Genomic DNA, 26,923 nt, shown 5'->3' on the forward strand with positions numbered 1-26,923 from the left:
CACCGACGATGTTGTCCAGCTTGTGATCCGGCTGGCGCTGCTCGGCCTGCTGATCCTGTGGACATTTCTGATCATCCGACCGTTCGTGCCGATCCTGACTTGGAGCGCGGTGCTGGCGGTGGCGTTCTACCCGGTTTTTGCCTGGCTCGCCCAACGGCTCGGCGATCGTCCCCGGATCGCCTCGGCCGTTCTCACCCTCGTCACGCTAGGCATCGTCATCGGTCCCGCCGCCTGGCTGGGCCTGAGTGCGGTTGAAGGGCTCCGGGACCTTGCTGGCCAGATCGGCAGCGGGGATCTCGTGCTTCAGGCGGCGCCAGAGCAGATCAGGGATTGGCCCTTGATCGGTCCGCAGCTCTACGCGTTCTGGGATGAGGCCTACACGAATATCCGTGCTGCGTTGCGCGAGGTGGCGCCGTATTTGAAACCGCTCGCCGGGACGATGTTGTTGTTTGCGGGCGACACCGGCATCGGAATGCTCCAATTCCTGCTGTCGGTGGTCGTTGCCGGTTTCCTGCTTCCGTACGGGGCGCAGCTTGTTGCCGCGCTCCGGGGCTTCCTGTTGCGCATCGTGCCCGACCAGAGCGAGCACTTCCTGGAGCTCGCCGGGGCCACCATACGCGCGGTCTCACAGGGTGTCATCGGTGTCGCCATCGTGCAGGCCCTGCTGGCGGGCATCGGTTTCAAGCTCGCTGGCCTCCCAAGCGCAGGGCTGCTCGCAATCATCGTGCTCTTGCTATCGATCGTTCAGATCGGCGCGGCTATCGTGCTTCTTCCCGTGGTTGTTTGGATATGGATGGACAAGGACGTGACCGTAGCCCTGCTCTTGACGGTCTATCTCGTCGCCGTCGGTCTTCTTGATAACGTCCTGAAGCCGCTTCTCATGGGGCGAGGCCTGACGACGCCGACGCTCGTGATCCTGATCGGGGTCATCGGTGGTACGCTCGCGCATGGGATCATCGGCCTGTTCATCGGGCCGATCATCCTGTCGGTTGCTTGGGAGTTGGCGGCTGCATGGATCGGGATCGACCGGGCTACGCCGATTCGGGTGGACCAGGCTGCCGTTGCCGCAACGGAAACCGTCGACGCGCCGTTGACCTAGATCAATCGTCCCCTTCGTCGATGGGCGCGAGCATGGTCACCATAGATACGATTCTCGTCGTCGATCATAACGAATTGGGTCTGCCGAATTGAGGTCGGGTTCGACGCTATGATGCTACAATTCCTTGTCGGCATCCTGGTCAGTGTGATCAATATCGGGCTCCACGCGCTGGTGACGGTGGTCGCGGTCGCCATCGCCCGCAGTGCGGGCCTGCGTCATACCCATCGGCCGAGGTTGCATCTCATGGGCGTCATGATCGCGGCCGCCGTCGTGTTGAAGATCGCCCACATGTTCGAAATCCTGATGTGGGCCGCGACCTACAATGTCGTTCAGGCCGCTGCCGCCGACACGGACTTGCTCTACTTTGCTTTCGTCAACTACACCACGCTGGGCTACGGCGACATCACGCCGGTGCGCGAATGGCGGCTGATCGGCCCGTTGACCGCCATGAATGGTGTTCTTCTGTTCGGCTGGTCCGCCGCCATTTTGTTCGAAGTCCTGCGCAAGACACTCGAACATCTCGGGCTGACGGAAGCGACCGGCACAAGTTTACCACGGACCCAACGCAGTCGCGTGGACCCATCTTGATGGTCGTGGATTGTGGACCAGCACTCCGCCGGTTCAGGGCTGCAGATCGAGACTGGCGAGCTGGTGCCGGTCGAGCAGCACGATCTGACGCTGAGTGTTGCCGACGAAGCCGAGAACGCCAAGCTCATGGAGTCGCGACAGAGCGCGCGAGACAGTCTCCAGCGTCAGGCCGAGATAGTCGGCGATATCGCGCCGCGACATCGGAAGTGCCATGACGCCGGCGGCCGTCAGGCGCTTGTCCATTTCAAGCAGGAACGCTGCGACCCGCTCCAGGGAGGTCTTGCGGCCGAGAAGCAGCATGTGGTCTTCCGCATGCTGGAGGTTATCTGTCGTCATGCTGAGCAGGTTTCTGGTTACCATGACATCGCTCTCGGCCACGGTTTCAAGGCTTTGCCGTCTGATCAGGCGTACCGTGGTGTCGATGATCGCTTCCGTCGTGAACCGGTGCTCGCTGCCATTCTCGAGCCCGAAGATGTCGCCAACGAGGTGAAATGCGCCGATCTGCCTGCGGCCATCCGACAGCAGCTTATAACTTCGTACCGCTCCGGACTTGACCTGGTAAACATACTCGGCCGGCTCTTTCTCGCCATAGATCTCAGATCCCTTTCGGTAGGAGAACTCGCTTAAATTGACCAGCGCATTTGAATGATTTGTCATGCCGAGGTCGCGGAGGGTATTGGGACGCAGGGTGGAATCCGTTGTGATGCGAACGAACATGGGCCAACTCCTCAGCTTGTCGCCGAATTGGTCGGTCGGATGAAATATTCTCAGCCGGAAATGCGCCGCGCTACCCCACTCCCGCCGCAGTTGATTTTCGATCAAGGTGGTAGTTCAATCCATTGTCCCAAGGTTCATTGTACCAAAGGACAGCAGCACTGGCGATTGCTGCGCAGGATGAGAAGTTTGCCGCGGTGGAGATGCGACATATTGCGAAGCAGATATGTCGACTTCCAAACGCGAAGATGTGACTTTGAAGAATGAGAGGGACGTCGAGCCGTCCTCATTAAATTGAGCGAGAGGTAAGAAAGTGCCAGGCCTCGTTCACGTTGTTGACGACGACGAGTCCTTTCGGACCGCGATCGAGCGCCGGCTGAAGCTCGCGGGATATGAGGTCGCGACCTATGCCTCAGCACTGGAGCTCCTGGATTCGGCGCCGGATGACGAGCAGGTGGGGTGTATCCTGCTCGACGTACGGATCCCGGGACTGAGCGGTCCCGACCTGCAGGCCCGGTTGATCGCGTCCGGTTCCGTGCTGCCCATTATCTTCCTGACCGGCCATGCTGACACGCCAACCACCGTGCGCGCGATCAAGGCGGGTGCGGAAGACTTCCTGACCAAACCGATATCCTCCGAGCAGTTGCTCGACGCGATCGAGCGCGCGTTGGCCAGTCAGCAAACGGCGCGCACCCAGCGCAGCAGGCTTGATGCTTTTCGTGGTCATCTGGCCACGCTGACGCAGCGCGAGCGACAGGTGTTTGATCTCATTGTGCGCGGCCGAATCAACAAGCAGATCGCGCATGAACTCGGAACCGCCGAACGCACAGTGAAAGCACACCGTCACCAGGTGATGGAGAAGATGCAGGTTCATTCGCTGGCGGAACTCGTTTCGATCGCAGAGCGGCTCGGAATACTCGATTCGAACGAGCATTAGCCGCATCGTCGCAACGGTTCTCCCCGCTCTGACTGCCCCAAAGTACAATGCTGAGGCGTGTTGACAGTGCACGGCGAGCCGTATGCAATAGTGCATGTCCGCTCGTAAACGCGGCGAAATCGTATCCAGTATCCCACCTCCGTCTCTCGGAAAGGCAATCGCCTTGCCCCTACGCGAGTCCGTTTTCGTCGTCGATGACGATCCGTCCATGCGTGCCAGCATGGACAGACTTCTGCGCCGACACGGGTTCGACACTACGCTGTTCGACACCGCGGGTGCCTTGCTCGATCATGGCAAGTTCTGCACCGCGATTTGCATCATCCTCGACATCAATCTTGGCGCAAAGTCCGGCATCGACGTGCGTCGCAGACTGGCTGAGAACGGCGTCATCGTGCCGGTGATCTATGTAACCGGTAATGATTGCCCCGCGAACCGTACCGCGGCGATCGCGTCGGGCTGCTTCGCTTATCTGACAAAGCCATTTTCCGCAGCATCGCTAATCGAGTCGGTTATGCGCGCCGCTGCCGCATAGGCCGAGAGCGCTCACTCCTCGACATATTGCTCCAGCGTCTTCGTCGGCGCACCGTTGCGCACGGACGCGAACTGAGCCAGCGGAACCGAGGTCGTGAGGGCCAGGAGATTCGAATCGACGAGCTCGAGCGTCAGCGCCTTGCCTGATGCCATCTCCTTGAGGGTCTTTGGCGACGTCACGTCGGCTGCGATGCAGAGGTTGGTGACACACCAGGTATAGGGCACGCGGAAGGGAGTGCCTTGGTCGACCGTCAGCTTGGGGGCTTGTTGCAGGTACATGCCGATGGGCACGAACAACTGCAGCCGGGCTGTGGAAGCATCCTCGCGCTCGATCAGGTCGACGCGCACGGCCGTCTGACCGGTCGGGAATTTGCCTGTTATCGAAGTCCGGCACAGCATCGGCGCACCGCCGGCCTTGAAGCAGAGTTTCTGCCAGGCGCCATAGCTGATGTCCTTTGCTTCGCGCTGGCCGCGCGTTGCGACCTCGGCGGGCTTGTCGGCTTTCGCGGCCTCCTGCGCGGCGACGGTTGCGCTTGTGGCGGTCCCGACGACTGCAACCATCAAGAGACCGCAGAGACAATCAAGAGGGCGGGGCATAGTCGCGTCTCTGAAGTTTGCGCTCACTTCTGCGCATCCAAGAACTTCGTCACCAGCGGCGACCAGAGCGGGATCGCGTCCGGCGAGCCGATGAAGAAATGACCTTCATTGCCGAACGGCGGCATCAGATGATATTCGGCGCGGCCGCCGGCGGCGGTGAAGGCGGCATGCATGCGCTTGGACAGATCGGGTCCGAAGAACGTGTCGTTCTCGATGTAGATCCACAGCATCGGCACGCGCGAGGTGCGGCCGAAATCCGCGGTGGCCGCGACCAGCTTGTCGGGCGCGCAATTGTTGTTGGGCTTGCCGCCGACCCGGCCGCCGCGGCCTGCGGCGAAGGTGATGATCGCCTTCACCTGCGGCGGGTTCACGCTCGACAAGGCGATGGAAGCCCATCCGCCGGCGGACTGCCCAACCACGATCACGTCCTTCGGGATGATCCGCTTCTCGGCGGCGAGGTAGTCGATGATCCAGAGATCGACCTGGGCGACAGCAAGGCCCGCATCATGAAAGTTGGGATTGGTGCACTTGCCGACTTTGGAGAAGAACGGGCCAAACAGTGCGCGCTCGGGAATGTCGATCGCCTGTGCGCCATAACCGCTGCCGACCGGCGCCACCACGAGATAGCCGCGCCTGGCGAACCATTTGGCGGCATCACGGAATTCCACCAAAGGAAAGAAGCTGCGATCGGTCGGGTTGAGCGAGACGCCATGGTTCATGATCACCAGCGGGAAGGGGCCGTCGCCGACCGGGCGCACCAGATAGGCGAACATCGGCAGCGGCAGCGTGAGTGCCCAGACTTCTTCCTGAATGCGGACCTCGTCCTCGGCGCGGGCAGACGATGCGAAGACAAGAAGGACGAGGAGGGTGGTCGCAAGAGCCTGGAGCAATGCAGGCATGCGATGCATCGCGACCTCCCTCATCCCGAAAACGTCGCGGCGACCACGATCGGACCGAGCACCGTCAGCACGACGTTGCCGACCGCGTAGGGCACGGCGACGCCGAGCACCGGCGTCTGACTCTCGGCGACGTCGCAGGCGCCGGTGACGGCGGCATCGACCGTCATGGCGCCGGCCAGCGCGCCGCAGGTCACGACCGGGTTCATGCGCAGCAGGTAATAGGCAACGAGCGTTCCGACCGTCATCGGGATCAACGTGACGACGATGCCCATGCCGACCAGCAGCAGGCCATGGGCCTGGATCGCAGACCAGGCGGCAAGACCGTTGCCGAGCCCGACCGCCGCGATGAAGCCGCCAAGGCCGATGTCGCTCAAAGTCTGCTGCGCCGCCGGCGGTAGCGCGCCCATGGTCGGCTTGCGTGAGCGCAGCCAGCCGCAGACGAGGCCTGTGATCAGCGCGCCGCCGCCGCCACCAAGCGTCAGCGCGACCGCGCTGACCTTGATGCTGGCAAGCCCGGCCAAGAGACCGACGGCGATGCCGGCGGCAAGGAAGGCGATATCGGTCCGGTCGCTCGCGTTCAGCGCGTGACCGACCTGCGCCGTCGCCCGTGCGATATTGCCGGTGCTGCCGACCAGCGTCATGACATCGCCGAGATAGACGCGCGTTTCGGGCCCGAGCGGCACTTCACGCCCCATCCTCGTGAGGGCGCGCAGGAAAACGCCGCGTGCGCTGTCGCCGACGATATCGGCCACCTCCTTGATCGAGCGGCCGTGCAGCCTGCGGTTCTCCACGAGCACGTCGATCACGTTGCCTGGCAGGCTGCGCAAGAGCTCGTCCGCGTCGATTTCCTCGCCCATGACGGGCTTTGCCGCAACGATGGCCGCAGTCGGGCCGGTCAGGACGATGTCGTCGCCGTTCTCGAGAGCGGTATTGCGGTGCGGCGCAATATCGGCGCCGCGGCGCACGATCCGCTCCACAATGGTGCGGCTGCCGATCTCCGCCTCGATGGCTTCGACCGTGCGGCCCGCCGCGGCCGAGATGCGATAGGCGCGGGCCTGGAATTTGCGATAGGACAGATTGTCCGTCTTCGCTGGCGCACCGCCGGCAAGCTCGGCCTCGAGCTTTTTCGCTTCCGCCTTCAAATCGATCCGCATCAGCCGCGGCGCGACGAAGGGAACGAACAGCAGCGTCAGGATGTAGCCGAGCACGTAGGTTACGGCGTAGCCAGCCGCGATGTTGGCCTCCTGCTGCTTCAACACATCGGCGGAGAGGCCGAGCTGCGCCAGTGCGCCCGATGCGGTGCCGATCACCGAGGATTGCGTCAGCGCGCCCGCGGTGAGGCCTGCGGCCGTTCCGGTGTCGAGCTTGAACGCATGAGCGAACATGAGCACGAGCATGAGGCCCGTCGCGCCGATCACCAGCGCCAGCACGACCTGCGCCAGCGTCCGCACACTCAGCGAGGCAAAGAATTCCGGTCCGGACCGGTAGCCGATCGTGAAGACGAAGAGGCTGAACAGGATCGCCCGCAGGATCGGTGGGAACGTGAAGCTGCCGAGCTGTCCGATCAAGACGGCGACGATCAGGATGCAAGCGGTGGTGCCGATCGAGAAACCGCGAACCTTGATGCGGCCGAGGATGGTGCCCACCGCAATCGCCAGCAGCAGGAATATCTCCGGTGCGGTGGTGATGATCCACCTGACGGTTTCCATGGTCGCATTCCCCCGGCGCTTTGGTGCGATTTGATTGGCGGTGCGGGGGACATTGCTTGATCCAGATCAAGCCTCGGCAGAGACGAGGCGATGCCTATGATGACCTCATGAAATGTTTGCGACAGCCCGTATTGCCGACATGAGCACCCTGTACGTCGCCGCCGGAGCGATCCGCCGCGATGAAACGGTCGAGATCGTCCTGCTGCTCGCCTTTGCCGGCGGCTATATCGATGCCTATACCTGGATCATTCACGGCGTGATGGCGAATGCCCAGACAGCCAATGTGATTCTTCTTTGGGTCTATGCGACCGCCGGCGATTGGACGAGGGCCTTTCACTTCGTGCCGCCGATTTTGGCCTTTGCGGTGGGAGTTGTGATAGCTGCATGGTTGCGCCGCATCGCCGGCGAACGAGCCAGCGCCATCAGCACGCTGGTAGAGATACTGCTTCTGGTTGCGATCGGAATCCTGCATAACCGCTTGCCGGATCTCGCAGGCACACTCGGAATCTCGGTCGTGGCGGCAATGCAGGCCGCGGCTTTCACAAGGGTCGAGGGCACGGCCTGCAGCACCGTGATGATCACCGGCAACATGCGCCAGGGGATCGAGACCATCTTTGCTGCCGCATGCAAGGGGGCGCCAGTCGGGGCGCTGCGCCGGTCGGGCATCTTCTTCGCATTATGTGCTGTGTTCGGGTTAGGCGCCGCAGTCGGTGCCTACGCCACCAAGACCATTCCCAACCTCGCGCTCGGCATTCCCGTGGTGGCGTTGCTGATTGTCCTGTTGCGTTGCGAAGCGCCGCATCGCGAGGTCTTGCGATGAATACTATCCTCAAACTGGCCGGGACCCGGTTCTTTCCGCCGGCCGGCTGGCTTGGCGCTTACAAGCGCGAATGGCTGCCATCCGACGCGATCGCCGGCATCACGCTCGCCGCTTACGCCATCCCGGTCTCGCTCGCCTATGCCGCGCTCGCCGGCTTGCCGCCGCAGGTCGGCGTCTATGGCTACATGCTCGGCGGCATCGGCTACGCGTTGCTGGGGTCATCGCGGCAGCTTGCGATCGGCCCGACCTCGGCGATCTCCCTGATGATAGCCGCCACCGTCGGCGCGCTGGCCGGCGGCGATGCACTGCGTTATGCCCAGATCGCGAGCCTTGCAGCTTTTGCGGTGGCCGTGCTGTGCTTCATCGCCTGGCTGTTCAAGCTCAGTGTTTTGGTCCGCCTCGTCAGCGACAGCATTCTGGTCGGCTTCAAGGCCGGTGCCGGGCTCACCATCATCATGAGCCAATTGCCGAGCCTGCTCGGTGTTGCCGGTGGCGGCCACAATTTCTTCGATCGCGCCATCAAGCTGGGCGGTCAGCTCGGCGGCATCGATCCGCTTGTGCTCGCCATCGGCGCCGTCGCGCTCTTGTTGCTCCTGCTTGGCGAGCGGCTTTTGCCGGGCAAGCCCGTCGGCATCACCATCGTTGCGCTTGCGATCATTCTGGCAACCCTTCTGGGCCTCCCGGCCCTCGGTGTGCCCGTCACCGGGAAGATACCGGAAGGGCTGCCGGCGCTGGGAATCCCGACATTCGGCCTGTTGGAGTTCGACGATCTGTTTCCGCTCGCGGCAGGTTGCGTGCTGCTGGCCTATATCGAAGGCGTATCGGCAGCCCGCAGCTTTGCTGCCAAGCACGGCTATCCGCTCGATGTCCGTCAGGAGTTCCTGGGATTGGGCGCGGCGAACCTCGCCGCTGCCTTAGGCCATGGCTATCCCGTCGCCGGCGGCCTGTCGCAATCGGCCGTCAACGACAGTGCCGGCGCGCGGACACCGTTGGCGCTGGTGATCTGCTCAGTGGCGCTCGGGCTGTGCCTGTTGTTCTTCACGGGGCTGCTGACCAATCTCCCCAAGGCGGTGCTCGGGGCGATCGTCTTCGCCGCCGTTTACAGGCTGGTCGATGTTCGTGCACTGCTACGAATGTGGCAGGTCAGTCGGATCGATTTCTACGCCGCGGCGATTGCTCTGATCTCCGTGCTGCTGCTCGGCATCCTCCAGGGCATTCTGCTGGCATCGATCGCGTCGATCTTCCTGCTGCTGGCGCGGGCCTCGCGGCCAAACGTCGCATTCCTCGGCCGCTTGCCCGGCAGCGGCCGGTATTCGGACAGTGCGAGGCATGAGGGCGTCGAGCCGCTGGTTGGAATCATCGCCTTCCGGCCCGAAGCGTCGCTGCTCTACATCAATGCCGAGACGATCCTGGAAACCGTCCTGATCGCCCTCCGGGGGGCGCCGGGCGTCCGGCTGGTGGCCTGCGACCTGTCGGCGTCGCCCTATATCGATCTGGCAGGCGCGCGCATGCTGCACGATCTCCATGACGAACTTGCATCACGCAGGGTGACATTCTGCATCGTCGGCGCTCATGCGCAGCTCCGCGACCTCCTGCGCGCCGAAGGACTCGCGGCCAAGACCGACAGCGGCCAGTGGCTGCGGTCGCTCGATAGCCTGCTGAGCGATGATCAGGCGAGCACCGCGCAACGAACGGTCTGACGCCTTCCTATTGCGTTGCGAACGGCATGGCATTGGCTGTCACAATGCAACCGACCGTTGACTTGGATCAATGGAGCGACCGGCGCCGCACTCACGATCCCGCATCACCTTCGCCCCAAAGGATCGGGAGAGACAGATGTCCAAAGAGCCCAAGGCCGCGCACAAGCGCATCGACCAGTTCTTTTCCGGCCCCGGAGCGCGGGCGGACGACTGGCGTGATCTGGTCGAGGCCGCCAAGACCTGGGCCCGGGTCGGCAATCGCGCGGTCTACGACGCGGCGCTGGCCGAGCTATCGGTCACGGAGGAGTTTCACGGCTATCCCGGTCTGCAATTGATGGCGGCGCTGCGGGAGGCCGCGGACGCAGGCGACGGCGCAACCTCGTTTGCGCTTGCGAGCCGGATCACCCAGGCACTGGCGACGCGATCCTTCCGCCAGCATGCCGGCGACTGGAGCGTGAAGGACGACGGCAATGGCGATGCGCCCGGACTGGTGCCGCCGAGCTTCGGCGCGCACACCGCACGCAGGCCCTATTTCGAGACCCTGATCGTCACCGGCGTGTCACCCAGCCAATGGCCGGCGCTTGCCGCCGAATGGCGCAAGCTGCGGCGCCCCGTCGATGGCTTCATCTATGAGCCGGTCATCGTCGGGAGCCTGGAGGATGCCTTCTGCGCGACGATGCTCAATCCCAACATCGGCGCCGTCATCATCAACGAAGGCTTCGCCCTGCGCTCGCGGCACGATGCCCCCGTGCTCCGCTCGATCACGGCCGCGGCCGGTCTCAATGACGAGGCCGACGCCTCCGCGCTGCGGCTCGCCCAGATCATCAAGCGCGTCCGACCCGAGCTCGATCTCTACATGATCTCGAACCGCGACGTCGAGGAGCTCGCTGGCAATCCCGAGGCCGACGTCGTGCGCCGCATCTTCTATTCCGTGGAAGAGCTTTTGGAGCTGCATCTGTCGATCCTCGAAGGTATCCAGGATCGCTACGACACCCCATTCTTCGACAATCTCAAGAAGTACGCGCAGCGCCCGATCGGGACGTTCCACGCGCTGCCGATCGCCCGCGGCAAGTCGATCTTCAAATCCGACTGGATCCGCGACATGGGCGAGTTCTACGGCCCGAACCTGTTTTTGGCCGAGAGCAGCGCCACCACGGGCGGCCTCGACAGCATGCTCGAGCCGACCGGCAACATCAAGAAGGCGCAGGAGAAGGCTGCCCGTGCGCTCGGCGCCGATCGCGTCTTCTTCGTCACCAACGGGACCTCGACCTCCAACAAGATGGCGGTGCAGGCGCTGCTCGCGCCAGGTGACATCGCGATCGTCGACCGCAACTGCCACAAGTCGCACCATTACGGCATGGTGCTGGCCGGCGCTCAGCCGCTCTATGTCGAAGCCTTCCCGATGACGGAATATTCGATGTATGGCGCGGTTCCGCTGAAGACGATCAAGCAGGCGCTTTTGAGCGCCAAGGCTGACGGCCGGCTGGACCGCGTCAAGATGATCGATCTCACCAATTGCACCTTCGATGGCCACATCTACAACACCCGCCGGGTGATGGAGGAATGTCTCGCCATCAGGCCGGACCTGATCTTCCTGTGGGACGAGGCCTGGTTCGGCTTTGCGCGCTTCTCGCCGTTCCTGCGCCGGCGCACCGCCATGGGCGCCGCCAACGAGATCGAGGCGTGGATGCGCGATCCGAAGTCGGTCGCTGTCTATGAAAAGCAGCAAGCCGAGCTCGGCAAGAATCCGTCCGAAGAGGTTCTGCTCAAGACCCGGCTTATTCCCGACCCCCGGCAGATCCGCCTGCGCGTCTACCAGACCAACTCGACCCACAAGTCGATGTCGGCGATCCGGCAGGGCTCCATGCTCTCGGTCAAGGACATCGAATTCCACACGGTCGAGCAGCAATTCAAGGAGGCCGTGTTCACCCACGCCTCCACCAGCCCGAACCAGCAGCTCATCGCCAGCCTCGATATCTCGCGGCGGCAGATGGAGCTTGAAGGTTATGGGCTCGTCGCCAATGCGATGGAGATCGCGCTCGCGATACGCCAGGCGGTCAACAACAATCCGCTGATCTCGAAATATTTCCGCATTCTCGGCGCCGATGTCATGGTGCCCGCGCAATACCGTCAGAGCGGTTTTACTGACTATCTCGCGCCAGGCGTGAACTGGGTCACTGCGCTGAAGAGCCTCGACGACGACGAGTTCTGCCTCGACCCGACCCGCATGACGCTGGTGTGCGGCATGGCCGGCTATGACGGCACCCAGTTCAAGGGCATCCTCGCCAACGAGTACAACATCCAGGTCAACAAGACCTCGCGCAACTCGGTCCTGGTCCAATCTAACATCAACAACACCCGCAGCGACGTCGCGCATCTCGTGCGCGTGCTCGCTGAGATCGCGGGCGAAGTCGATCGCGGGCTGGCGCAAGGCGGCGCCAATGCGCGCAAGACGTTCGAGGCGCGGGTCAAGAGCCTGATGACTGACGTGCCGGACCTGCCGAATTTCTCGCATTTCCACCCGAGCTTCCGCGGCGATGCCGGCGCCAAGACCAACGAAGGCGACATCCGCTCCGGCTTCTACGCGGCCTATGACGTAGCGGGTTGCGAGCACATCCGCCTCAACGATCCCGAGATCGACCGGCGGCTGAGGGCCGGCCCCGAACTCGTCTCGGCGAACTTCGTGATCCCCTATCCGCCGGGCTTCCCAATCATGGTGCCGGGCCAGGTCATCACCCAGGAGACCATCGACTTCATGCGCAAGCTCGATGTGAAGGAGATCCATGGCTACGACGCCAAGGAAGGGCTGAAGCTCGTGCGCACGGAAGCTCTGGCGAAGCTCGGCCGGCCGAAGCCGGCCGCATCGCCGAAGCTCAAGGCTGCCTCATAAGTTTGGAGGGGACGAACATGCAGGCCTTTTTCCAGTTTTTGCAGCAGTATCCGTATCTGCTGCTGTTCTTCGTCGTCGGTCTCGCCGTCTATATCGGCCGGGCCAGCATCAAGGGTTATGGCCTCGGCATGGTCGCCGGTGCCATTGTGGTGGGCGCAGGCATCTCGGTCTGGGCTTCCAGTTATGGCGTGAAGCTCGAGCTGAACAATTTCGCCAAGAGCCTGTTCTATTACCTCTTCATGTACGGCGTGGGCTTGCGCGTCGGTCCGTCCTTCATCAACAGCCTGAGGGGAGATGGCGTCAAGTTCCTGTTCCTCGCAGTCATGTCCAGCATTCTGGGCCTGACCCTGGTCGTGCTTGGTGCGAAGCTCTTCGCGTTGCCGCCCGGTGCGGCCGGCGGCATGTTGGCGGGGTCGCAGACCATGTCGGCGGCGATCGGTTCGGCGGAGCAGGCGGTGACCTCAGGTGTCGTCAAGCTGCCCGAGGGCATGAAGCCCGAGGAAGCGTCCGGCATGATCGCGCTGTCCTACGGCATCACTTACATCTGGGGCACCGTTGGCATCATCCTGATCTGCAAATATCTGCCGCGCTGGTGGGGCGTCGACGCCAAGGCTGCCGCGAAGCGGTATGAGCAGGAATTCGGCGTCAAGGATCTCGAAGGCGGGGCCCTGACCGGCTATCGGCAGTTCGGCCTGCGAGCCTACCGGCTGGAGAATCCAGCGACGGTCGGGATGAGCATCGCAAAATTCCGCTCGGTCAATCCGGAGTACCGGATCGTCAATGTGGGACGTAACGGCGAGCCGCAAGGCGCCGATGCCGACCTTGTCCTACAAAAGGGCGACATCGTCGCGCTCGGTGGCGCGACCGAGCATCTCACCGAGAAGATGGGTCTGATTGGTCCGGAGGTCGCAGACGCCAAGACGCTCGGCGTTCCCATGGACCAGGCGGATATCCTCGTCACCAACAAGGAGATGGTGGGGCGCACCTTCGAATCCTTCCGCGACACGGCGATCGCCGGCCAGTTGCAGGTGACCAAGGTCGAGCGCGGCGGCGTGCAGATCCCGGCGGGTCTCAAGACCAAGCTGGAGCGAATGGATATCGTCTCCGTGGTCGGCTTGAAGTCCGCGGTCAACGAACTCGGCGAGATGTGGGGCCGCATCGCGCGCGCCAACACGTCGACCGACCTGCTGACTCTGTCTGTCGGCATGATCCTCGGCTTCCTGATCGGCATGATCGAATTCCCCGCGTTCGGGGCCAAGGTCGGGCTTGGCAACGCAGGTGGCCTGCTTCTGTCAGGCGTGATCGTGTCCTCGATCGTGTCGCGTCTGCGCTTCTTCGGCAACACGCCGAATGCGGCGCGCAACGTGCTCGAGGATCTCGGTCTCGTCGTCTTCGTCGCCATCGTCGGCGTCAACGCCGGCGCGGGCCTCTTGGCACAGCTGACCGGTGCGGTGGCCCTGAAGATCTTCATCGTCGGCTTCATTGCCTGCACGATCCCGCCGTTCATCGTCTGGGCGATCGGTTTCCACGTCTTCAGGATCAATCCGGCCGTGTTGATGGGCGGCGTCGCCGGTGCGCGGTCGCATTCGGGCCCGTGCCGCGAGGCCGCAGTCGAGATCCAGAGTTCCGTGCCCTGGATCGGATTCCCGGTCGGCTATGCCGTCTCGGGCATCCTCCTCACCATATTCGGCTACTTCGCGATGATCCTGGCGCAATGACCACAAGAGGGGAAAGAAACGTCATGAGGAAAGTTACTATCGGCGCTGTCCTGATTGCATCGATCGCAGCCGCTACCGGATTTAGCACGCCGTCGCGTGCTGACACGGGCCAGGTTGCCGTCGTGTTCACCAAGGGCGGATTTATCGTCGGTGTCGGGGGCGGCGAAGGTGTCCTGCTATACCGGGGCAAGAAATATCCCTTCACCGTGTCCGGCATGAGCGTCGGCTTGACGGTCGGAGCGTCCACCACGAAGTTCGTCGGCCGAGCCCTCAATCTGAAGGGGCCGGCGTCCATCGAAGGCTCTTATGCTGTGGGGGGAGCGGGTGGGGCAGTCGCCGCAGGCGCTGGCGCCGTTCAGTTGCAGAACAGCAATGGCGTGATCCTCCAGCTCAGCGGCCCGCGGGTCGGCGCGGAAGTATCGGCGGCCGTCGGCGGCGTCACAATCCGCTTGAAGTGATCCGAACAGGCGACGGGCTGCGCCACCGCAGCCCGTTCGCGTTTCAATATCGCTCGGCGACGAAATTCATTCCCTTTAGGCTGGCCTGGTCGTTGTAGCGTCCCTTCTCGGAGCGCTTCGGCAGCTTGATCTTGTCCTTATTGATGCGCTTGTAGGGGATCGCGCCGAGGAGATGCGCGATGCAGTTCAGCCGTGCCTTTCGCTTGTCATCGGAGCGGATGATGTACCATGGCGCTTCCTTCGTGCTGGTCTGCTTGAGCATCAGATCGCGAGCTCGCGAATAGTCGTACCAGCGCCGGTAGGACTCTAGATCCATCGGGCTCAGCTTCCATTGCCGCACGGGGTCGTCGATGCGCGCATGGAAGCGGCGTTCCTGCTCGTCCATGCCCACTTCGAGCCAGATCTTGATCAGGATGATGCCGCCATCGATGACATATTTCTCCATCTGCGGGCACAGCGTGAGGAAGCGCTCGTGCTCGGCGGGGGTGCAGAAGCCCATGACGTATTCCACGCCCGCGCGATTGTACCAGCTTCGGTCGAAGATCACGATCTCGCCGCCGGCCGGAAATCTCTCCATGTAGCGCTGGAAGAAGAGTTGCGTCTTCTCGCGGTCGGACGGCGCCGGCAGGGCAACGACGCGGAACACGCGCGGGCTGACCTTCTCGGTGATGGCCTTGATCGTCCCGCCCTTGCCGGCGGCGTCCCGGCCTTCGAACAGGACGATGACCCGCAGCTTGTTCTCCCGCACATAATCCTGGAGGTGGCACAGCTCGACCTGGAGCTTTTCAAGCTCCTTCTCGTAGTCCTTACGCTTCATCCGCTCCGCAGATACGTCCTTGGCCATGCCGATCCTTCCTGTTGCTCGTCAATCGTCCCAGGAGATGGTCACGCCGATGTCGCCGGGCACACCGCCAGGGAACTCGATGATCTGATAGGAGATGCGATAGCCGCGCGGTTTCAGATAATCGGTCCAGAGCTGGAAGATCTCTTTGGGGATGCCGGTCAGGGTGTTCTCCCAACCCTTTTCCATCTGATTGATAGCGCGTCCCTTGTCGGTGCAGAGGGAGTTGGGGAAACGATAGACCAGCACCTCCGTCAGGCCATTTCGCACCGCACGCTGGATGATGGTCGAGGCGAGCTTGATCTTCTCCTCCTCGGTCTTGCCGGAGGGCTTGCGCAAGCGCTCGATCAGCGCGCGCTTCTCGGCCTCGGCAGCGGTTGCGAGGCGGACATATTCCTCCGCCTTTTCGGCCTCCTTGAGGGCGGCTTCCTTCCGAATCTGGGCGGCGTTGGGGATGAGATCGTCGAGGCCGGGCATGGCTGCGGCTCCTGATGGTTATCCAATCAGCATCCGGGGAACGCTAAGTCCGGCGGAGGGCGTTCCCTTGATTCAAATCAAGCAAACCGGAAGCCTGTCCGAACACAGTGGCACACATGCGCATTTGACCGGGAGAGACGTTTGAGCGACCAGCTTCATCCGATGGCCCCGCACCATCTGCCATTCTATCTCGCGCCGGGCAGCGGGACCGATACGCTGATGGTGGTGATGGGCATATTTCTGATCGGGATCGTGCTCTGGGTCGGCACGCTCTATTGGAAGCTGCACAGCCTGCCGGAGCGGATGGCGCACAAATCGCAAAAATTGCAGTTCGAGCTCGTTGCAGTGCTCGGCCTGATCTCGCTGTTTACGCACATGCATATCTTCTGGATTGCGGGGCTTTTGCTCGCATTGATCGATCTTCCCGATTTCGGCACACCGCTGCGCAGCATTGCCGGGTCGGTCGAGAAGATTGCAGAGGCGACGCCGGCCGGCAGTGGCGAGGAAATCCCGACAGACGCTGCGGCTGCGCCACCTCCAGCGGAAAAGCTGGGACCCACCAAGGAGAAGGAGCCGAGCCATGCTTGAGCTGCTGATCTGCTCGCTCGTCACGATCCTGCCGGACTACCTCTACCGTCGCTACGCCCAGGGCAAACGCTTCGGCAAGGAGATCACCTTCTTCTCGATCTGGTACGAGCTGCGCTGGGGCATCACCGCCTGCCTGATGCTGACGGTATCGCTGATCACGATGATCTTCTATTTCCATCCGTCCACTTCGTCGGCGGCTCTCTATTTCCGCACCGTGCCCATCCTGCCCGAAGGCTCGGGCCGCGTGGCGGAGGTCAAGGTCGGCTTCACTGCGCCGGTCAAGAAGGGCGATGTGCTGTTCACGCTGGACGCCTCGAAGCAGCGGGCCGCCTACGAGACAGCGAAGCGAAAGGTTGCCGAGGTCGACGCCGCCATGCAGACTGCGCAGGCCGACGTGGTCAAGGCCGAGGCGCAGATCGGCGAGGCGAAAGCCAACTACCAGCAGGCCAAGGACGAACTCGAGGTCAAGAGCGAGCTTCAGCGTCGCAATCCCGGCATCGTCCCGCAGCGTGATATCGACAAGCTCCAGGTCCTGGTTGACCAGCGCCAGTCCGGCATCGATGCCGCAACGGCCGCGAAGCAATCGGCGTCCTTGCAGGTCTCCACCCTGCTGCCGGCACAGAAGGCCAGTGCGGAGGCCGCGCTCGACCAGGCCCAGGTCGATCTCGACAAGACCCTCGTGCGCGCCGGCGTCGATGGGCGGGTCGAGCAGTTCCTGGTTCGCCCCGGCGACGTTGTCAATCAGCTGATGCGCCCCGCCGGCGTTCTCGTTCCCGAAGGTGCTGGCCGCAAGGCGCTTCAGGCCGGTTTCGGCCAGATCGAGGCGCAGGTGATGAAGGAAGGCATGGTGGCGGAAGCAACCTGCATCTCGAAGCCATGGGTGATCATCCCGATGGTGATCACGACGGTGCAGGACTACATCGCTGCCGGACAGTTCCGATCCGGCGAGCAGCTGATCGATCCACAGAACGCCGTCCGTCCCGGCACCATCCTGGTGTTTCTGGAGCCGCTTTACAAAGGCGGCCTGGATGGGGTCACACCCGGCAGCAGCTGCATCGTCAATGCCTACACCAGCAATCACGAGGAAATCTCGGCCAAGGACACTCCGACCAGCCGGAAGATCGCGCTGCACGTCGTGGACGGCGTCGGCCTCGTACACGCGCTGCTGCTGCGTATCCAGGCGCTGTTGCTGCCGATCCAGACACTTGTGCTGAGCGGTCATTGAGCGGGATCTGATCGCGTCGTCGGGCCTGTCCGCGCACCGCAATTCCCGCTAGAATTAACCGCAATGCAGCCGTTGGAGGCCGCGGGAACGGAGCTGAGCGGGCGGATGTCCAGTGTTTCGGTCAGGTCGTGGCCGGGCGCGGCCGCGTTGTTATGCCTAGGCCTGTTCGTCGCCCTGTGCCTGTCGCCCGAGCGGGCCGGGGCCGTCGAGCGAAGTCTGCGCGGCGAGCTCAAGCGCGTGCTGGTGTTGCATTCCTTCGGTCGCGAGTTTCGGCCGTGGAGTGAGTATGCGCGTGACATCAAGGCCGAACTGGAGCGGCAATCGCCCTGGCCGCTCGATATCCAGGAGCACGCGCTGCTCACCGCGCGCTTCAACAATCCTGGTCCCGAGGCGCCTTTCGTCGAGTACCTGCACTCGCTGTACCAGGGGGGCGATGCCGACATCGTGTTGAGCATCGGCGCGCCTGCCGCCCGGTTTGCGCAGAAATACCGCGCCAGACTGTTCCCCCACACGCCGTTGATTCTCTCTGCAGTCGAGCATCGACTGATCAATCGCGCCGATCTCGGCGACAACGATGTCGTCGTGGCGATCCGGAACGATTTCGTGGCGGCATTCGACAACATCCTTCAGGTTCTGCCGGACACCAAGTCGGTTGCGGTCGTCATCGGTGCCTCGCCGCTCGAGAAGTTTTGGCTAGAGGAGGTGAAGCGGGAGCTGAAATCTTTCGGCGAGCGGGTAGAGCTCGTCTGGTATTCGGATTTGTCATTCGAGGAAATATTGAAACGCGCATCAAAGCTCCCGCCGCACACTGTGCTGTTTTGGGGCCTGATGTCGGTCGATGCGGCTGGGGTCGTCCACGAGAGCGATATCGCCTTGCGCAGCCTGCACGCAGTCGCGAATGCTCCGATCTTCTCCTACCAGGAGCCGTTCTTCGGTAACAGCACGGTCGGTGGGCCGATGCATTTGATTGCGGACACGAGTTCGAGGACCGTCACCGCCGCGCTCGGCGTTCTCGGCGGCGCGAAACCAGCGAGCATCCATTATGAGCCGATCGGCTTCGCTGCGCCGAGATATGATTGGCGGGAATTGCAGCGCTGGGGCATCAGCGAGAGTCGTTTGCCTCCCGGCAGCCAGATCCTGTTTCGCGAGCCGAACATCTGGGTGCGCTATCGTTGGCAGATGTTGATGATCGCGGCGGTATTCCTGGTACAGGCAGGTCTCATCAGCGGATTGCTGCACGAGCGTCGCCGCCGCCGCGTCGCCGAAGTGGAATCGCGCCAGCGGCTTACCGAGCTGGCCCACGTCAATCGCTATTCGACTGTCGGCGAGCTCACGACCTCGATTGCCCATGAATTGAACCAGCCGCTCGGCTCTATCCTGACTAATGCCGAGACGGCGGAGCTCATGCTCAAGGCCACTTCGCCGGACATCAACGAGATTCGTCAGATTCTTGCCGACATCAGGCGTGACGATCAACGTGCAAGCGAGGTGATCCGCAGGCTGCGCAGCGTTCTGAGAAAGACGCCGTTTGAGGTCAAGGACATCGAGCTCAACGATACGGTCCGCGAAGCGATCGGCCTTGTGAAGGCCGTCGCCGACGGACGCCGGATTACGCTGATCTATATGCCTGTGCTTGCCCATCTGCACGTCAAGGGAGATCCGGTCCAGCTTCAGCAGGTTGTTCTCAACCTGATCATCAACGCGATGGATGCGATCTCCGATGCGGACACCGGAAAGCGCGAGGTCAGCGTTTCAACCCTCCGTGCCGGCAATCAAGCCGAGATCAGGATCACCGATACGGGACCCGGAATAGCCGTCTCCGATCTCGCAAACGTCTTCGATCCATTCTTCACGACCAAGCCGCAAGGCATGGGCATGGGACTCGCGATCGCCCGAACCATCATCGAGGCCCACCACGGCGCAATTGTCGCGGCGAACCAGCTCTTCGGAGGAGCCCTGTTCACGATCCGGCTTCCGATCACCCGCTGACAGGCGGTATTTGATGATCATGCCTTTGGATCGGTGGGGGAAAGTCGTCCTGGCCTAAAATCTGGGGCGCATGATCGTGCGTCCTCGCGCTGCAGCAGCCGCGACGAACTCGTTTCGTTGATCTCGATCAACAAACGCCTGGGCTCCGGCTTGATCTTCCCACGTTGGAAGTCTGAGGGAGGATGTGATGTTTCGCTGCGGCACGACCCTGATGGCGCTTGCGCTCCTCATGGCGACTGCGGTCGCTGCAACGGCGCAGACCACAACGACACCTGCAGCCCCAAATCCGCAGGCGCAGCCGGCGAGCCAGCCCGCGCCGTCGGCCGAGCTCCTTAAGCCTGAGCAGCTTGAAGCCTTGGTTGCGCCGATCGCGCTCTATCCCGACGAGCTGCTGGCCAATGTGCTGGCGGCCTCAACTTATCCGCTGGAGGTGGTGCAGGCCGACCGCTGGCTGAAGGAGCGCAAGCAGCTCAAGGGTGATGCGCTGAAGACGGAGGTGGACAAGCAGGGCTGGGACGACAGCGTCAAGGCGCTGACCAGTACCGCCGACGTGTTGACCATGATGAGCGACCAGCTCGACTGGACCAAGAAACTCGGCGACGCCTTTCTCGCGCAGCAACCCGATGTGATGGACGCGATTCAGCGCCTGCGCACCAAGGCCTATGACAACAAGAAGCTGGTCACGACCAAGCAGCAGAAGGTCAGTGTCCAGTCCCAGGAAGGCAAGCAGGTTGTCGTGATCCAGCAGGCCGATCCGTCGGCGATGTACGTGCCGTATTACGATCCGGCGACGGTCTACGGCACCTGGCCCTATGCCGAGTATCCGCCGTACTATTGGGGCTATCCGTCCTATATCGGCGCCGGCATGGTTGCGGCCGGAATCGCCTTCGGCACCGCTTGGGCGATCGGACGCTGGGGCAATTACTGGGGCGGCGGCTGCAACTGGGGCAACCGCAACGTCTACGTCAACCATCGCACCACCAACATCGGCAATGGCTGGCAGCACAATCCGGTGCATCGCCAGGGCGTTCGCTACAATAACACCAATGTTCAGCAGCGCTTCGGCAACAACAATCTGAAGGCTGGCGTGTCGGACCGGATGGATTTCCGCGGTCGTGACGGCAATCAGGTGCTGCGACCGAATCAAGGTGCGGGAGATCGGGCGGGCGACCGTGCCGGTGATCGTGGGGGTCCGGGTGATCGCGCAGGTGACCGTGCGGGCAACCGCGGCGATCGGCCCGGCGGTGGCGATCGCGCTGGGGCCGCGGATCGTGCCAAGGGCGGCGGCGACCGGGCCAAGGGCGCAAACAAGGGCGGCGGCGATCGCGCCAGGGCTGCGAACCGTGCCGGCGGCGGTGCTGCCGCCAACCGTGGCGGTGGCGGCAACCGCGGCGGGGCAATGAACGTTTCGTCGGCCCGATCGGCGGCCGCGGCATCGGCGCGCGGGCGTTCGAGTATGGCAAGCATGCCGCGCGGTGGCGGCGGCGGTGGCTTTGCTGGGCGGGGCGGTGGTGGCGGAATGGCCATGCATGGTGGAGGCGGTTTCCGTGGTGGAGGCGGAGGAGGCGGCTTCCGCGGCGGTGGCGGCGGCCGGCGCTCCGATATCGCGCTGAAGCACGACGTTGTCCTGCTCGGTCAGCTCTCAAACGGCCTCGGCTACTATCGCTTCAGCTACATCGGCAGCGACAAGGCCTATGTCGGCGTGATGGCGCAGGAGGTCGAGCAGGTGATGCCTGCCGCTGTGACCCGTGGCAGCGATGGATATCTGCGTGTCCATTACGAAAAACTCGGGCTGACATTCCGCAGCTATGCTGAATGGCTCGCCGGCGGCGCGAAGATTCCCGTGGAGGTGACGCCATGACGGGCCTGAAATCGTTCCGCCGCGCGGTGCTGCCGGGCATCATGGCGCTGGCTCTGCTTGGCTCTGCGTCACAGGCACAGCAATCCTATAAGACGCCGGAGGACGCGGCGGCTGCGCTTGCGGCCGCGGTCAAGAGCGGACCAAGCGACATTCTGAAGGTGCTTGGGCGCGCTGCCGAAGACATCGTCGCCTCCGGCGACGAGATCGCCGACAATGACATCCGTCAGCGCTTCTCGTCGATGTATGACGCCAAGCACGGCATCAAGGCCGAGGGCAACAAGACTGCGACCCTGATGCTGGGGCCGGACGATTTCCCGTTCCCGATTCCGCTGGTCAACACCAGGACGGGCTGGGAGTTCGACACCGACGAGGGACGGATCGAGGTGCTGCGCCGTCGCATCGGCCGCAACGAGCTCGACGCAATCCAGACCGCGCTCGCCTTTGTCGACGCGCAGAACGAATATGCCGACAAGGACCGCGGCGAGGGCGCCGGCGTCTATGCGCAGCGCATCGTCTCATCGCCCGGCAAGAAGGACGGCCTGTTCTGGCGCGACGACAGCGACCCGAGCCCGCTCGGCGCGCTGGCGGCCGAAGCCTCGAAGGAGGGGTATCGCGCGGGCGATGTCGGACCCGAGCCCTATCACGGCTATTACTTTCGCATCCTCAAGGGGCAGGGGCGGGATGCACCCGGCGGCGCGCTCAACTACGTCGTCAAGGGCAAGATGATCGGCGGCTTCGCCTTGATCGCCTGGCCTGCGGAGTACGGCAATTCGGGCGTGATGACCTTTCTGGTCAACCATGCCGGCACCGTTTACCAGAAGGATCTCGGCAAGCGCACGGCCTTCATTGCCGAGCGGACCACGTTGTTCGATCCCGACGAGACCTGGAAGAAGGTCGATGCCCAAAAACCGTGAATGGCGCCGGCGCGCATTTCGCCTGATCGCGCTCCTGCTGCTGGCAGTCGGGCTAACCATGCCGGCGACGCCGTCCTTCGCGCAAGCGGCCGGTCATGTCAGAGTCAAGATCGTCAAGGCGGGCCTCCTGGTCGGCGGTGGCGCCGGCAACGGCGTGCTGACGTACCGCGGTAAGACCTATCCGTTCAAGATCAGCGGCCTGAGTTTCGGCATCACGGTCGGCGCCACGGTCGGCCGTCTCGACGGCTGGGCCTCGGGCATCCGCGAGGTCAGTGACTTCGCCGGCACCTATAGCTCCGTCGGTGGAGGTTTTGCGCTGGTCGGCGGCGTCAGCGGCGTTCACCTCCGCAACGAAAAGGGCGTGACGATGGTGCTGCAAGGCCCGAAGGCGGGACTCGAGCTGGCGGCCAATATCAGTCAGATCACGATCGCCTTGAGATGAAGCTCAAGCCGGACGCGCGGACCCAAGCGTGAGAGTCAGGCGTACTGTCCTCGGATCATCGCTTCTCGCAGGCTTGAAGCCTGACTTCGCGAACACGCTGCGCATGGGCGCGTTGTCGGACAGAACCTCGGCCGTAAGCTCTTGCATCCCATGCTCTTGCGCGATGTCGATGAGGTGCCGCAGCAGCAGGGAGCCAATCCCGCGGCCTTGCCAGGCATCCACCACGACGAAGGCCATCTCGGCCCGTCCGGGATCTGTGACAACATATCGCCCGCCGCCGATGATGGTGAGACGACCCTGTTCTTCGACGAGGGCGGCCAGCGCAACGTGATTGCTGAAGTCCACGTCCATGAAGAAGGCGCGTTCCTTCTCCGAGAAGTATCGCTTCATGACGAAGAACCGGCTCTGGAGCGAGCTCGACCCGGTGCGCTCGATGGCAGCAAGCATATCCGCCTCGTCGCTCGCTCGAAGCGCGCGGATCTGGACCGGAGTTCCGTCCTTCAGTACGGCTTGCGCGCTGTAACTTGCGATTTGTGACATGCCGATATCGTCCGGCGAAATCAGCTCGTCAAGTGAGCCGCGTCTCATGAACTCGATTGCAGGATAAGAGTCCTTCGAGCGTGCAGATCATCTTGACCTAGATCAACGTTCGTCCTTGCCCGGCGCCGTCAATTGTCGAACCCGACAAAGAGGTCGAAACATGTCAATAGACAAGGTGCAAATTCCGGGCGGTCCAATGTCGGGGCTGTTCGCCTCGGCGATCGAATACTTGGTCGATGCGGGACAACGCAGTGTCCTATTCCTGGATATCATGCGCCGGCGGGGTGATCAGTACAGGGAACACCTCGCGCAAACCGCGCCGCATGTTCTCCAATATGCGGCCGAACTGATCATGGACGGCCGCAAACTCGTCGAGCCGGTCAATTACGCGCTGGTGCGCATCGTTCCGCCGGACAATGTCGAGATCGACATGAACCGTCGGCCTTTCATTGTGATCGATCCGCGCGCGGGCCACGGCCCCGGCATCGGCGGCTTCAAGGCGGACAGCGAGATCGGCGTCGCAATGAAAGCAGGCCATCCCTGCTATTTCATCGGATTTCTGCCGGATCCGATGCCCGGTCAGACCATTGAGCGTATCGCGCGTGCAGAAGCCATATTCATCGAAAAGGTCATGGGCCTTCACCCGGATGCCGACGGCAAGCCCTGCGTGATCGGTAATTGCCAGGCCGGATGGGCCGTCATGATCCTGGCCTCGCTGCGTCCTGAATTGTTCGGGCCGCTGATCATCGCCGGCGCGCCGCTCAGCTATTGGGCCGGCGTGCGCGGAAAATATCCAATGCGCTACTCCGGAGGCCTCTTGGGCGGGAGTTGGCTCACGGCGCTCACCAGCGATCTCGGCGCCGGCAAATTCGACGGCGCCTGGCTGGTGCAGAATTTTGAGAACCAGAACCCGTCGAACACGCTGTGGACCAAGCAGTACAACGTCTATTCGAAGGTCGACACCGAGGCAGATCGTTATCTCGAATTCGAGCGTTGGTGGGGCGGCCACGTCAATCTAAACGCTGAGGAGATTCAGTTCATCGTCGACGAGTTGTTCGTCGGCAACAATCTTGCGGCAGGCAACATCGAATTGCCCGACGGCCGCAAGGTCGATCTCCGCAACATCAGGTCGCCGATCGTGGTGTTCTGCTCGGAGGGCGACAACATCACGCCACCGCAACAGGCGCTGCATTGGATCTTGGATTGCTACGCCGACGTCGACGAGATCAGGGCCTATGGGCAGACCATCGTCTACACCGTGCACAAGAGCATCGGTCATCTCGGTATTTTCGTCTCCGGTGGCGTTGCCAAGAAGGAACATGCGGAGTTTTCCAGCAACATCGACCTGATCGACGTTCTTCCACCTGGGCTTTATGAAGCCACCTTCGAGGCGAAAGGCGAGGACACCGCGAGTTCGGATCTGGTGGTCGGTCAGTGGGTAATGCGCTGCGAGGCGCGGACCCTCGATGATATCCGTGCCATGGGCAGTAATTCTCCCGAGGACGAGCGGCGCTTTGCCACGGCCAAACGCGTCTCGGAGATCAATCTGGCGGCGTACCGGAAATTTCTTCAGCCATGGATCAAGGCCATGGTGACGCCCCAGATGGCCGAATGGGCCCACAACATGCACCCGCTGCGGCTGCAATACGAGCTCTTCAGCAGCCGGAATCCCTATATGGCGATAGTGAAATCGTTGGCCGAGAGGGCCGTCGAGGAGCGCAAGCCGGTCGCGAAGGACAACCCATTCCTGGCGTTCCAGGAGCAGATGTCGAAGCAGATCGTGCATGCCCTGGACAGCTGGCGCGATTCACAGGAGGCGCTCAGCGAAGCGATCTTCCTCAGCGTCTATGGGTCGCCGGCGCTGCAGGCCGCGGTCGGAATTGATCCCACTTCCGTGCCATCCGGGCGGCGTGAAATGTCCGTCGAGCATCGCGCCATGCTCGAAAAGCGCATCGACGATCTGAAGTCGCGGATCGGCGAGGGTGGCCTTCGTGAAGCGGCGCTGCGCGCCTTGCTCTATGTCGGCTCGGCGCGGGGGATGGTCGACGAACGAAGTATCGAGGCTCTGCGCCAGATCCGCCGCAAACATGGTGGCGCACGCATGAGCCTTGCCGAATTCAAAATGCTGGTGCGGGAGCAGTTCTTCATGCTGCTGCTCGATCGTGACGGGGCGCTCGGCGCTATTCCGAAGCTGCTGCCTGACGACATGAATCGTCGCCGCGGGGCTTTCGAGGCGATCGAGCAGGTGCTTTCGGCCAGTGAGGATGTCACGGGCGAGCGCGCAATCCGCCTGCGGCAGGTCGCCGGCTTGTTTGGCATCGACACAATGGAAGATGCCGAAAAGGCGTCGAACGTTGCCCCTTTCGATCCGAAAGCGAAGGCCTCGTAGCGCGAGTTGCAAAGATCGGGAGCGACATCATGTCACTAGATGCGACGGCCACGCACTCTCCCAGCAAGTATGATCGCCTGATCGCCGCGGCCAAGGCGATCCCGCCGGCGCCGACCGTCGTCGTGCATCCCTGCGACGAGACATCGTTGCGGGGCGCCGTCGACAGCGCGGCGGCCGGCATCATCCGGCCCCTGTTGGTCGGGCCGGCACGGAAGATCAGGGATACGGCCGCCAGGTTCGCACTGGACATTTCCGGCTTTGAGATCGTCGATGCCGCTCACAGCGACGATGCCGCGGCGAAGGGCGTCGAATTGGTCCATGCCGCCCGCGGCGAACTGCTGATGAAGGGCAGCCTGCACACCGACGAGTTAATGCGGGCCGTCACCGCGAAGGCCGGAGGTTTGCGGACGGATCGACGTATAAGCCACGTTTTCGTCATGGACGTGCCGGCCTACGCCGAGACTATCTTTGTCACTGACGCCGCCATCAACATCTTTCCCGATCTGGATGCCAAGCGGGACATCATCCAGAATGCGATCGACCTCTACAACCAGGCCGGCTTCGGCCAGTCGCCGCGGGTCGCCATCCTCTCTGCGGTCGAAACGGTCACATCGAAAATTCCGTCCACGATCGAGGCTGCGGCGCTCTGCAAGATGGCGGACCGCGGACAGATCACCGGCGGCGTGCTCGACGGGCCGCTGGCGTTCGACAATGCGATCGACCTGGAGTCCGCGCGGATCAAGGGCATCAAATCCGAGGTCGCCGGCCGGGCGCAGATCCTGGTCGTGCCTGACCTTGAATCGGGCAACATGCTCGCTAAGAATCTCGCCTATTTCGCCAAGGCCGACGGCGCCGGCATTGTGCTCGGCGCGCGCGTGCCGGTCGTCCTGACCTCGCGTGCGGACAGTCCGCGGGCACGGATGGCGTCCTGCGCGGTCGCGGCACTTTATGCTCACGCCCGGCGCCAGAAGGCGCCGACCATTGCGGCGTGACCGCC

The 26,923-nt window shown here is 62.9% G+C and carries 24 protein-coding genes; 17 read left to right on the plus strand and 7 right to left on the minus strand.

Annotated features, from left to right (window positions below):
• Nucleotides 1–22: 22 nt before the first annotated feature.
• Both XH85_RS14370 and XH85_RS14375 read left to right on the plus strand, forming a co-directional pair.
• Nucleotides 23–1,099, plus strand: coding sequence for an AI-2E family transporter (locus tag XH85_RS14370; protein WP_245474106.1), 1,077 nt, complete (start codon nt 23–25; stop codon nt 1,097–1,099).
• A 108-nt stretch (nt 1,100–1,207) separates the two neighbouring features.
• Nucleotides 1,208–1,687: a potassium channel family protein gene (locus XH85_RS14375; RefSeq protein ID WP_128932311.1), complete on the plus strand. Its 480-nt coding sequence runs from the start codon at nt 1,208–1,210 to the stop codon at nt 1,685–1,687.
• 33 nt (nt 1,688–1,720) lie between these two features.
• Here the strand turns inward: XH85_RS14375 and XH85_RS14380 are convergent, their stop codons facing one another.
• A complete protein-coding gene (locus tag XH85_RS14380) occupies nt 1,721–2,404 on the minus strand; it encodes a helix-turn-helix domain-containing protein (protein WP_091880224.1) in 684 nt (227 codons plus the stop codon).
• 310 nt (nt 2,405–2,714) lie between these two features.
• On the opposite strand from XH85_RS14380, the gene XH85_RS14385 reads away from it, so the two are divergent.
• A complete protein-coding gene (locus XH85_RS14385) occupies nt 2,715–3,338 on the plus strand; it encodes a response regulator transcription factor (RefSeq protein ID WP_128932312.1) in 624 nt (207 codons plus the stop codon).
• Nucleotides 3,339–3,501: 163 nt separating this feature from the next.
• Complete coding sequence (locus XH85_RS14390; RefSeq protein ID WP_164940925.1) at nt 3,502–3,870, plus strand: response regulator transcription factor; 369 nt, start codon at nt 3,502–3,504, stop codon at nt 3,868–3,870.
• An 11-nt stretch (nt 3,871–3,881) separates the two neighbouring features.
• Here XH85_RS14390 and XH85_RS14395 read toward each other — a convergent pair whose 3' ends face one another.
• From XH85_RS14395 to XH85_RS14405, 3 genes are read right to left on the minus strand one after another with little or no spacing between them, the layout of a single operon-like run.
• Entirely contained in the window at nt 3,882–4,466 is a 585-nt protein-coding gene (locus XH85_RS14395; RefSeq protein ID WP_128932314.1) for an invasion associated locus B family protein, read from the minus strand.
• Between the two features lie 23 nt (nt 4,467–4,489).
• Entirely contained in the window at nt 4,490–5,374 is an 885-nt protein-coding gene (locus XH85_RS14400) for an alpha/beta hydrolase family protein (protein ID WP_164940775.1), read from the minus strand.
• An 11-nt stretch (nt 5,375–5,385) separates the two neighbouring features.
• Nucleotides 5,386–7,074, minus strand: coding sequence for an aspartate:alanine exchanger family transporter (locus XH85_RS14405; RefSeq protein WP_128932316.1), 1,689 nt, complete (start codon nt 7,072–7,074; stop codon nt 5,386–5,388).
• Between the two features lie 139 nt (nt 7,075–7,213).
• On the opposite strand from XH85_RS14405, the gene XH85_RS14410 reads away from it, so the two are divergent.
• The 5 genes from XH85_RS14410 (at nt 7,214) to XH85_RS14430 (ending at nt 14,660) form a co-directional block, all read left to right on the plus strand.
• Nucleotides 7,214–7,894: a YoaK family protein gene (locus XH85_RS14410; RefSeq protein WP_128937269.1), complete on the plus strand. Its 681-nt coding sequence runs from the start codon at nt 7,214–7,216 to the stop codon at nt 7,892–7,894.
• Nucleotides 7,891–9,594: a SulP family inorganic anion transporter gene (locus XH85_RS14415; RefSeq protein WP_128932317.1), complete on the plus strand. Its 1,704-nt coding sequence runs from the start codon at nt 7,891–7,893 to the stop codon at nt 9,592–9,594. Before XH85_RS14410 ends, XH85_RS14415 begins: the two co-directional genes overlap by 4 nt.
• A 136-nt stretch (nt 9,595–9,730) precedes the next feature.
• Nucleotides 9,731–12,484: a decarboxylase gene (locus tag XH85_RS14420; protein WP_128932318.1), complete on the plus strand. Its 2,754-nt coding sequence runs from the start codon at nt 9,731–9,733 to the stop codon at nt 12,482–12,484.
• Nucleotides 12,485–12,501: 17 nt separating this feature from the next.
• Nucleotides 12,502–14,202: an aspartate:alanine exchanger family transporter gene (locus XH85_RS14425; protein ID WP_128932319.1), complete on the plus strand. Its 1,701-nt coding sequence runs from the start codon at nt 12,502–12,504 to the stop codon at nt 14,200–14,202.
• Between the two features lie 23 nt (nt 14,203–14,225).
• Nucleotides 14,226–14,660: a hypothetical protein gene (locus XH85_RS14430; protein WP_128932320.1), complete on the plus strand. Its 435-nt coding sequence runs from the start codon at nt 14,226–14,228 to the stop codon at nt 14,658–14,660.
• A 43-nt stretch (nt 14,661–14,703) separates the two neighbouring features.
• Here the strand turns inward: XH85_RS14430 and ppk2 are convergent, their stop codons facing one another.
• Complete coding sequence (gene ppk2 / locus XH85_RS14435; protein WP_128932321.1) at nt 14,704–15,504, minus strand: polyphosphate kinase 2; 801 nt, start codon at nt 15,502–15,504, stop codon at nt 14,704–14,706.
• 21 nt (nt 15,505–15,525) lie between these two features.
• Nucleotides 15,526–15,978 carry a hypothetical protein gene (locus XH85_RS14440; protein ID WP_128932322.1) on the minus strand — a complete coding sequence of 151 codons (453 nt, stop codon included), beginning with the start codon at nt 15,976–15,978 and terminating at the stop codon, nt 15,526–15,528.
• A gap of 162 nt (nt 15,979–16,140) precedes the next feature.
• Here XH85_RS14440 and XH85_RS14445 point away from each other — a divergent pair, with 162 nt between their 5' ends.
• The 6 genes from XH85_RS14445 to XH85_RS14470 all read left to right on the plus strand — a co-directional run bounded on the left by XH85_RS14445 (nt 16,141) and on the right by XH85_RS14470 (nt 22,997).
• The gene (locus XH85_RS14445) at nt 16,141–16,566 is read left to right on the plus strand and encodes a hypothetical protein (protein WP_128937270.1); all 426 of its coding nucleotides are present in this window, start codon (nt 16,141–16,143) and stop codon (nt 16,564–16,566) included.
• Complete coding sequence (locus XH85_RS14450) at nt 16,559–17,791, plus strand: HlyD family secretion protein (protein ID WP_128932323.1); 1,233 nt, start codon at nt 16,559–16,561, stop codon at nt 17,789–17,791. The genes XH85_RS14445 and XH85_RS14450 overlap by 8 nt, the downstream gene beginning before the upstream one ends.
• Nucleotides 17,792–17,896: 105 nt before the next feature.
• On the plus strand, nt 17,897–19,780 hold the full coding sequence (locus tag XH85_RS14455; protein WP_245474110.1) for a sensor histidine kinase: 1,884 nt from the start codon (nt 17,897–17,899) through the stop codon (nt 19,778–19,780).
• A gap of 187 nt (nt 19,781–19,967) precedes the next feature.
• Complete coding sequence (locus XH85_RS14460) at nt 19,968–21,641, plus strand: DUF3300 domain-containing protein (RefSeq protein WP_128932325.1); 1,674 nt, start codon at nt 19,968–19,970, stop codon at nt 21,639–21,641.
• Nucleotides 21,638–22,555: a DUF2950 domain-containing protein gene (locus XH85_RS14465; RefSeq protein ID WP_128932326.1), complete on the plus strand. Its 918-nt coding sequence runs from the start codon at nt 21,638–21,640 to the stop codon at nt 22,553–22,555. Before XH85_RS14460 ends, XH85_RS14465 begins: the two co-directional genes overlap by 4 nt.
• Entirely contained in the window at nt 22,539–22,997 is a 459-nt protein-coding gene (locus XH85_RS14470; RefSeq protein ID WP_128932327.1) for a hypothetical protein, read from the plus strand. Before XH85_RS14465 ends, XH85_RS14470 begins: the two co-directional genes overlap by 17 nt.
• Nucleotides 22,998–23,000: 3 nt before the next feature.
• Here the strand turns inward: XH85_RS14470 and XH85_RS14475 are convergent, their stop codons facing one another.
• Nucleotides 23,001–23,585: a GNAT family N-acetyltransferase gene (locus XH85_RS14475; RefSeq protein WP_338025637.1), complete on the minus strand. Its 585-nt coding sequence runs from the start codon at nt 23,583–23,585 to the stop codon at nt 23,001–23,003.
• Nucleotides 23,586–23,697: 112 nt separating this feature from the next.
• Between XH85_RS14475 and XH85_RS14480 the strand changes: the two genes are divergently transcribed.
• A complete protein-coding gene (locus XH85_RS14480; RefSeq protein ID WP_128932329.1) occupies nt 23,698–25,926 on the plus strand; it encodes a DUF3141 domain-containing protein in 2,229 nt (742 codons plus the stop codon).
• Nucleotides 25,927–25,955: 29 nt separating this feature from the next.
• On the plus strand, nt 25,956–26,918 hold the full coding sequence (locus XH85_RS14485; protein ID WP_245474112.1) for a phosphate acetyltransferase: 963 nt from the start codon (nt 25,956–25,958) through the stop codon (nt 26,916–26,918).
• Nucleotides 26,919–26,923: the final 5 nt, after the last annotated feature.

Source organism: Bradyrhizobium zhanjiangense (assembly GCF_004114935.1).
GTDB classification, from domain to species: Bacteria; Pseudomonadota; Alphaproteobacteria; order Rhizobiales; family Xanthobacteraceae; genus Bradyrhizobium; species Bradyrhizobium zhanjiangense.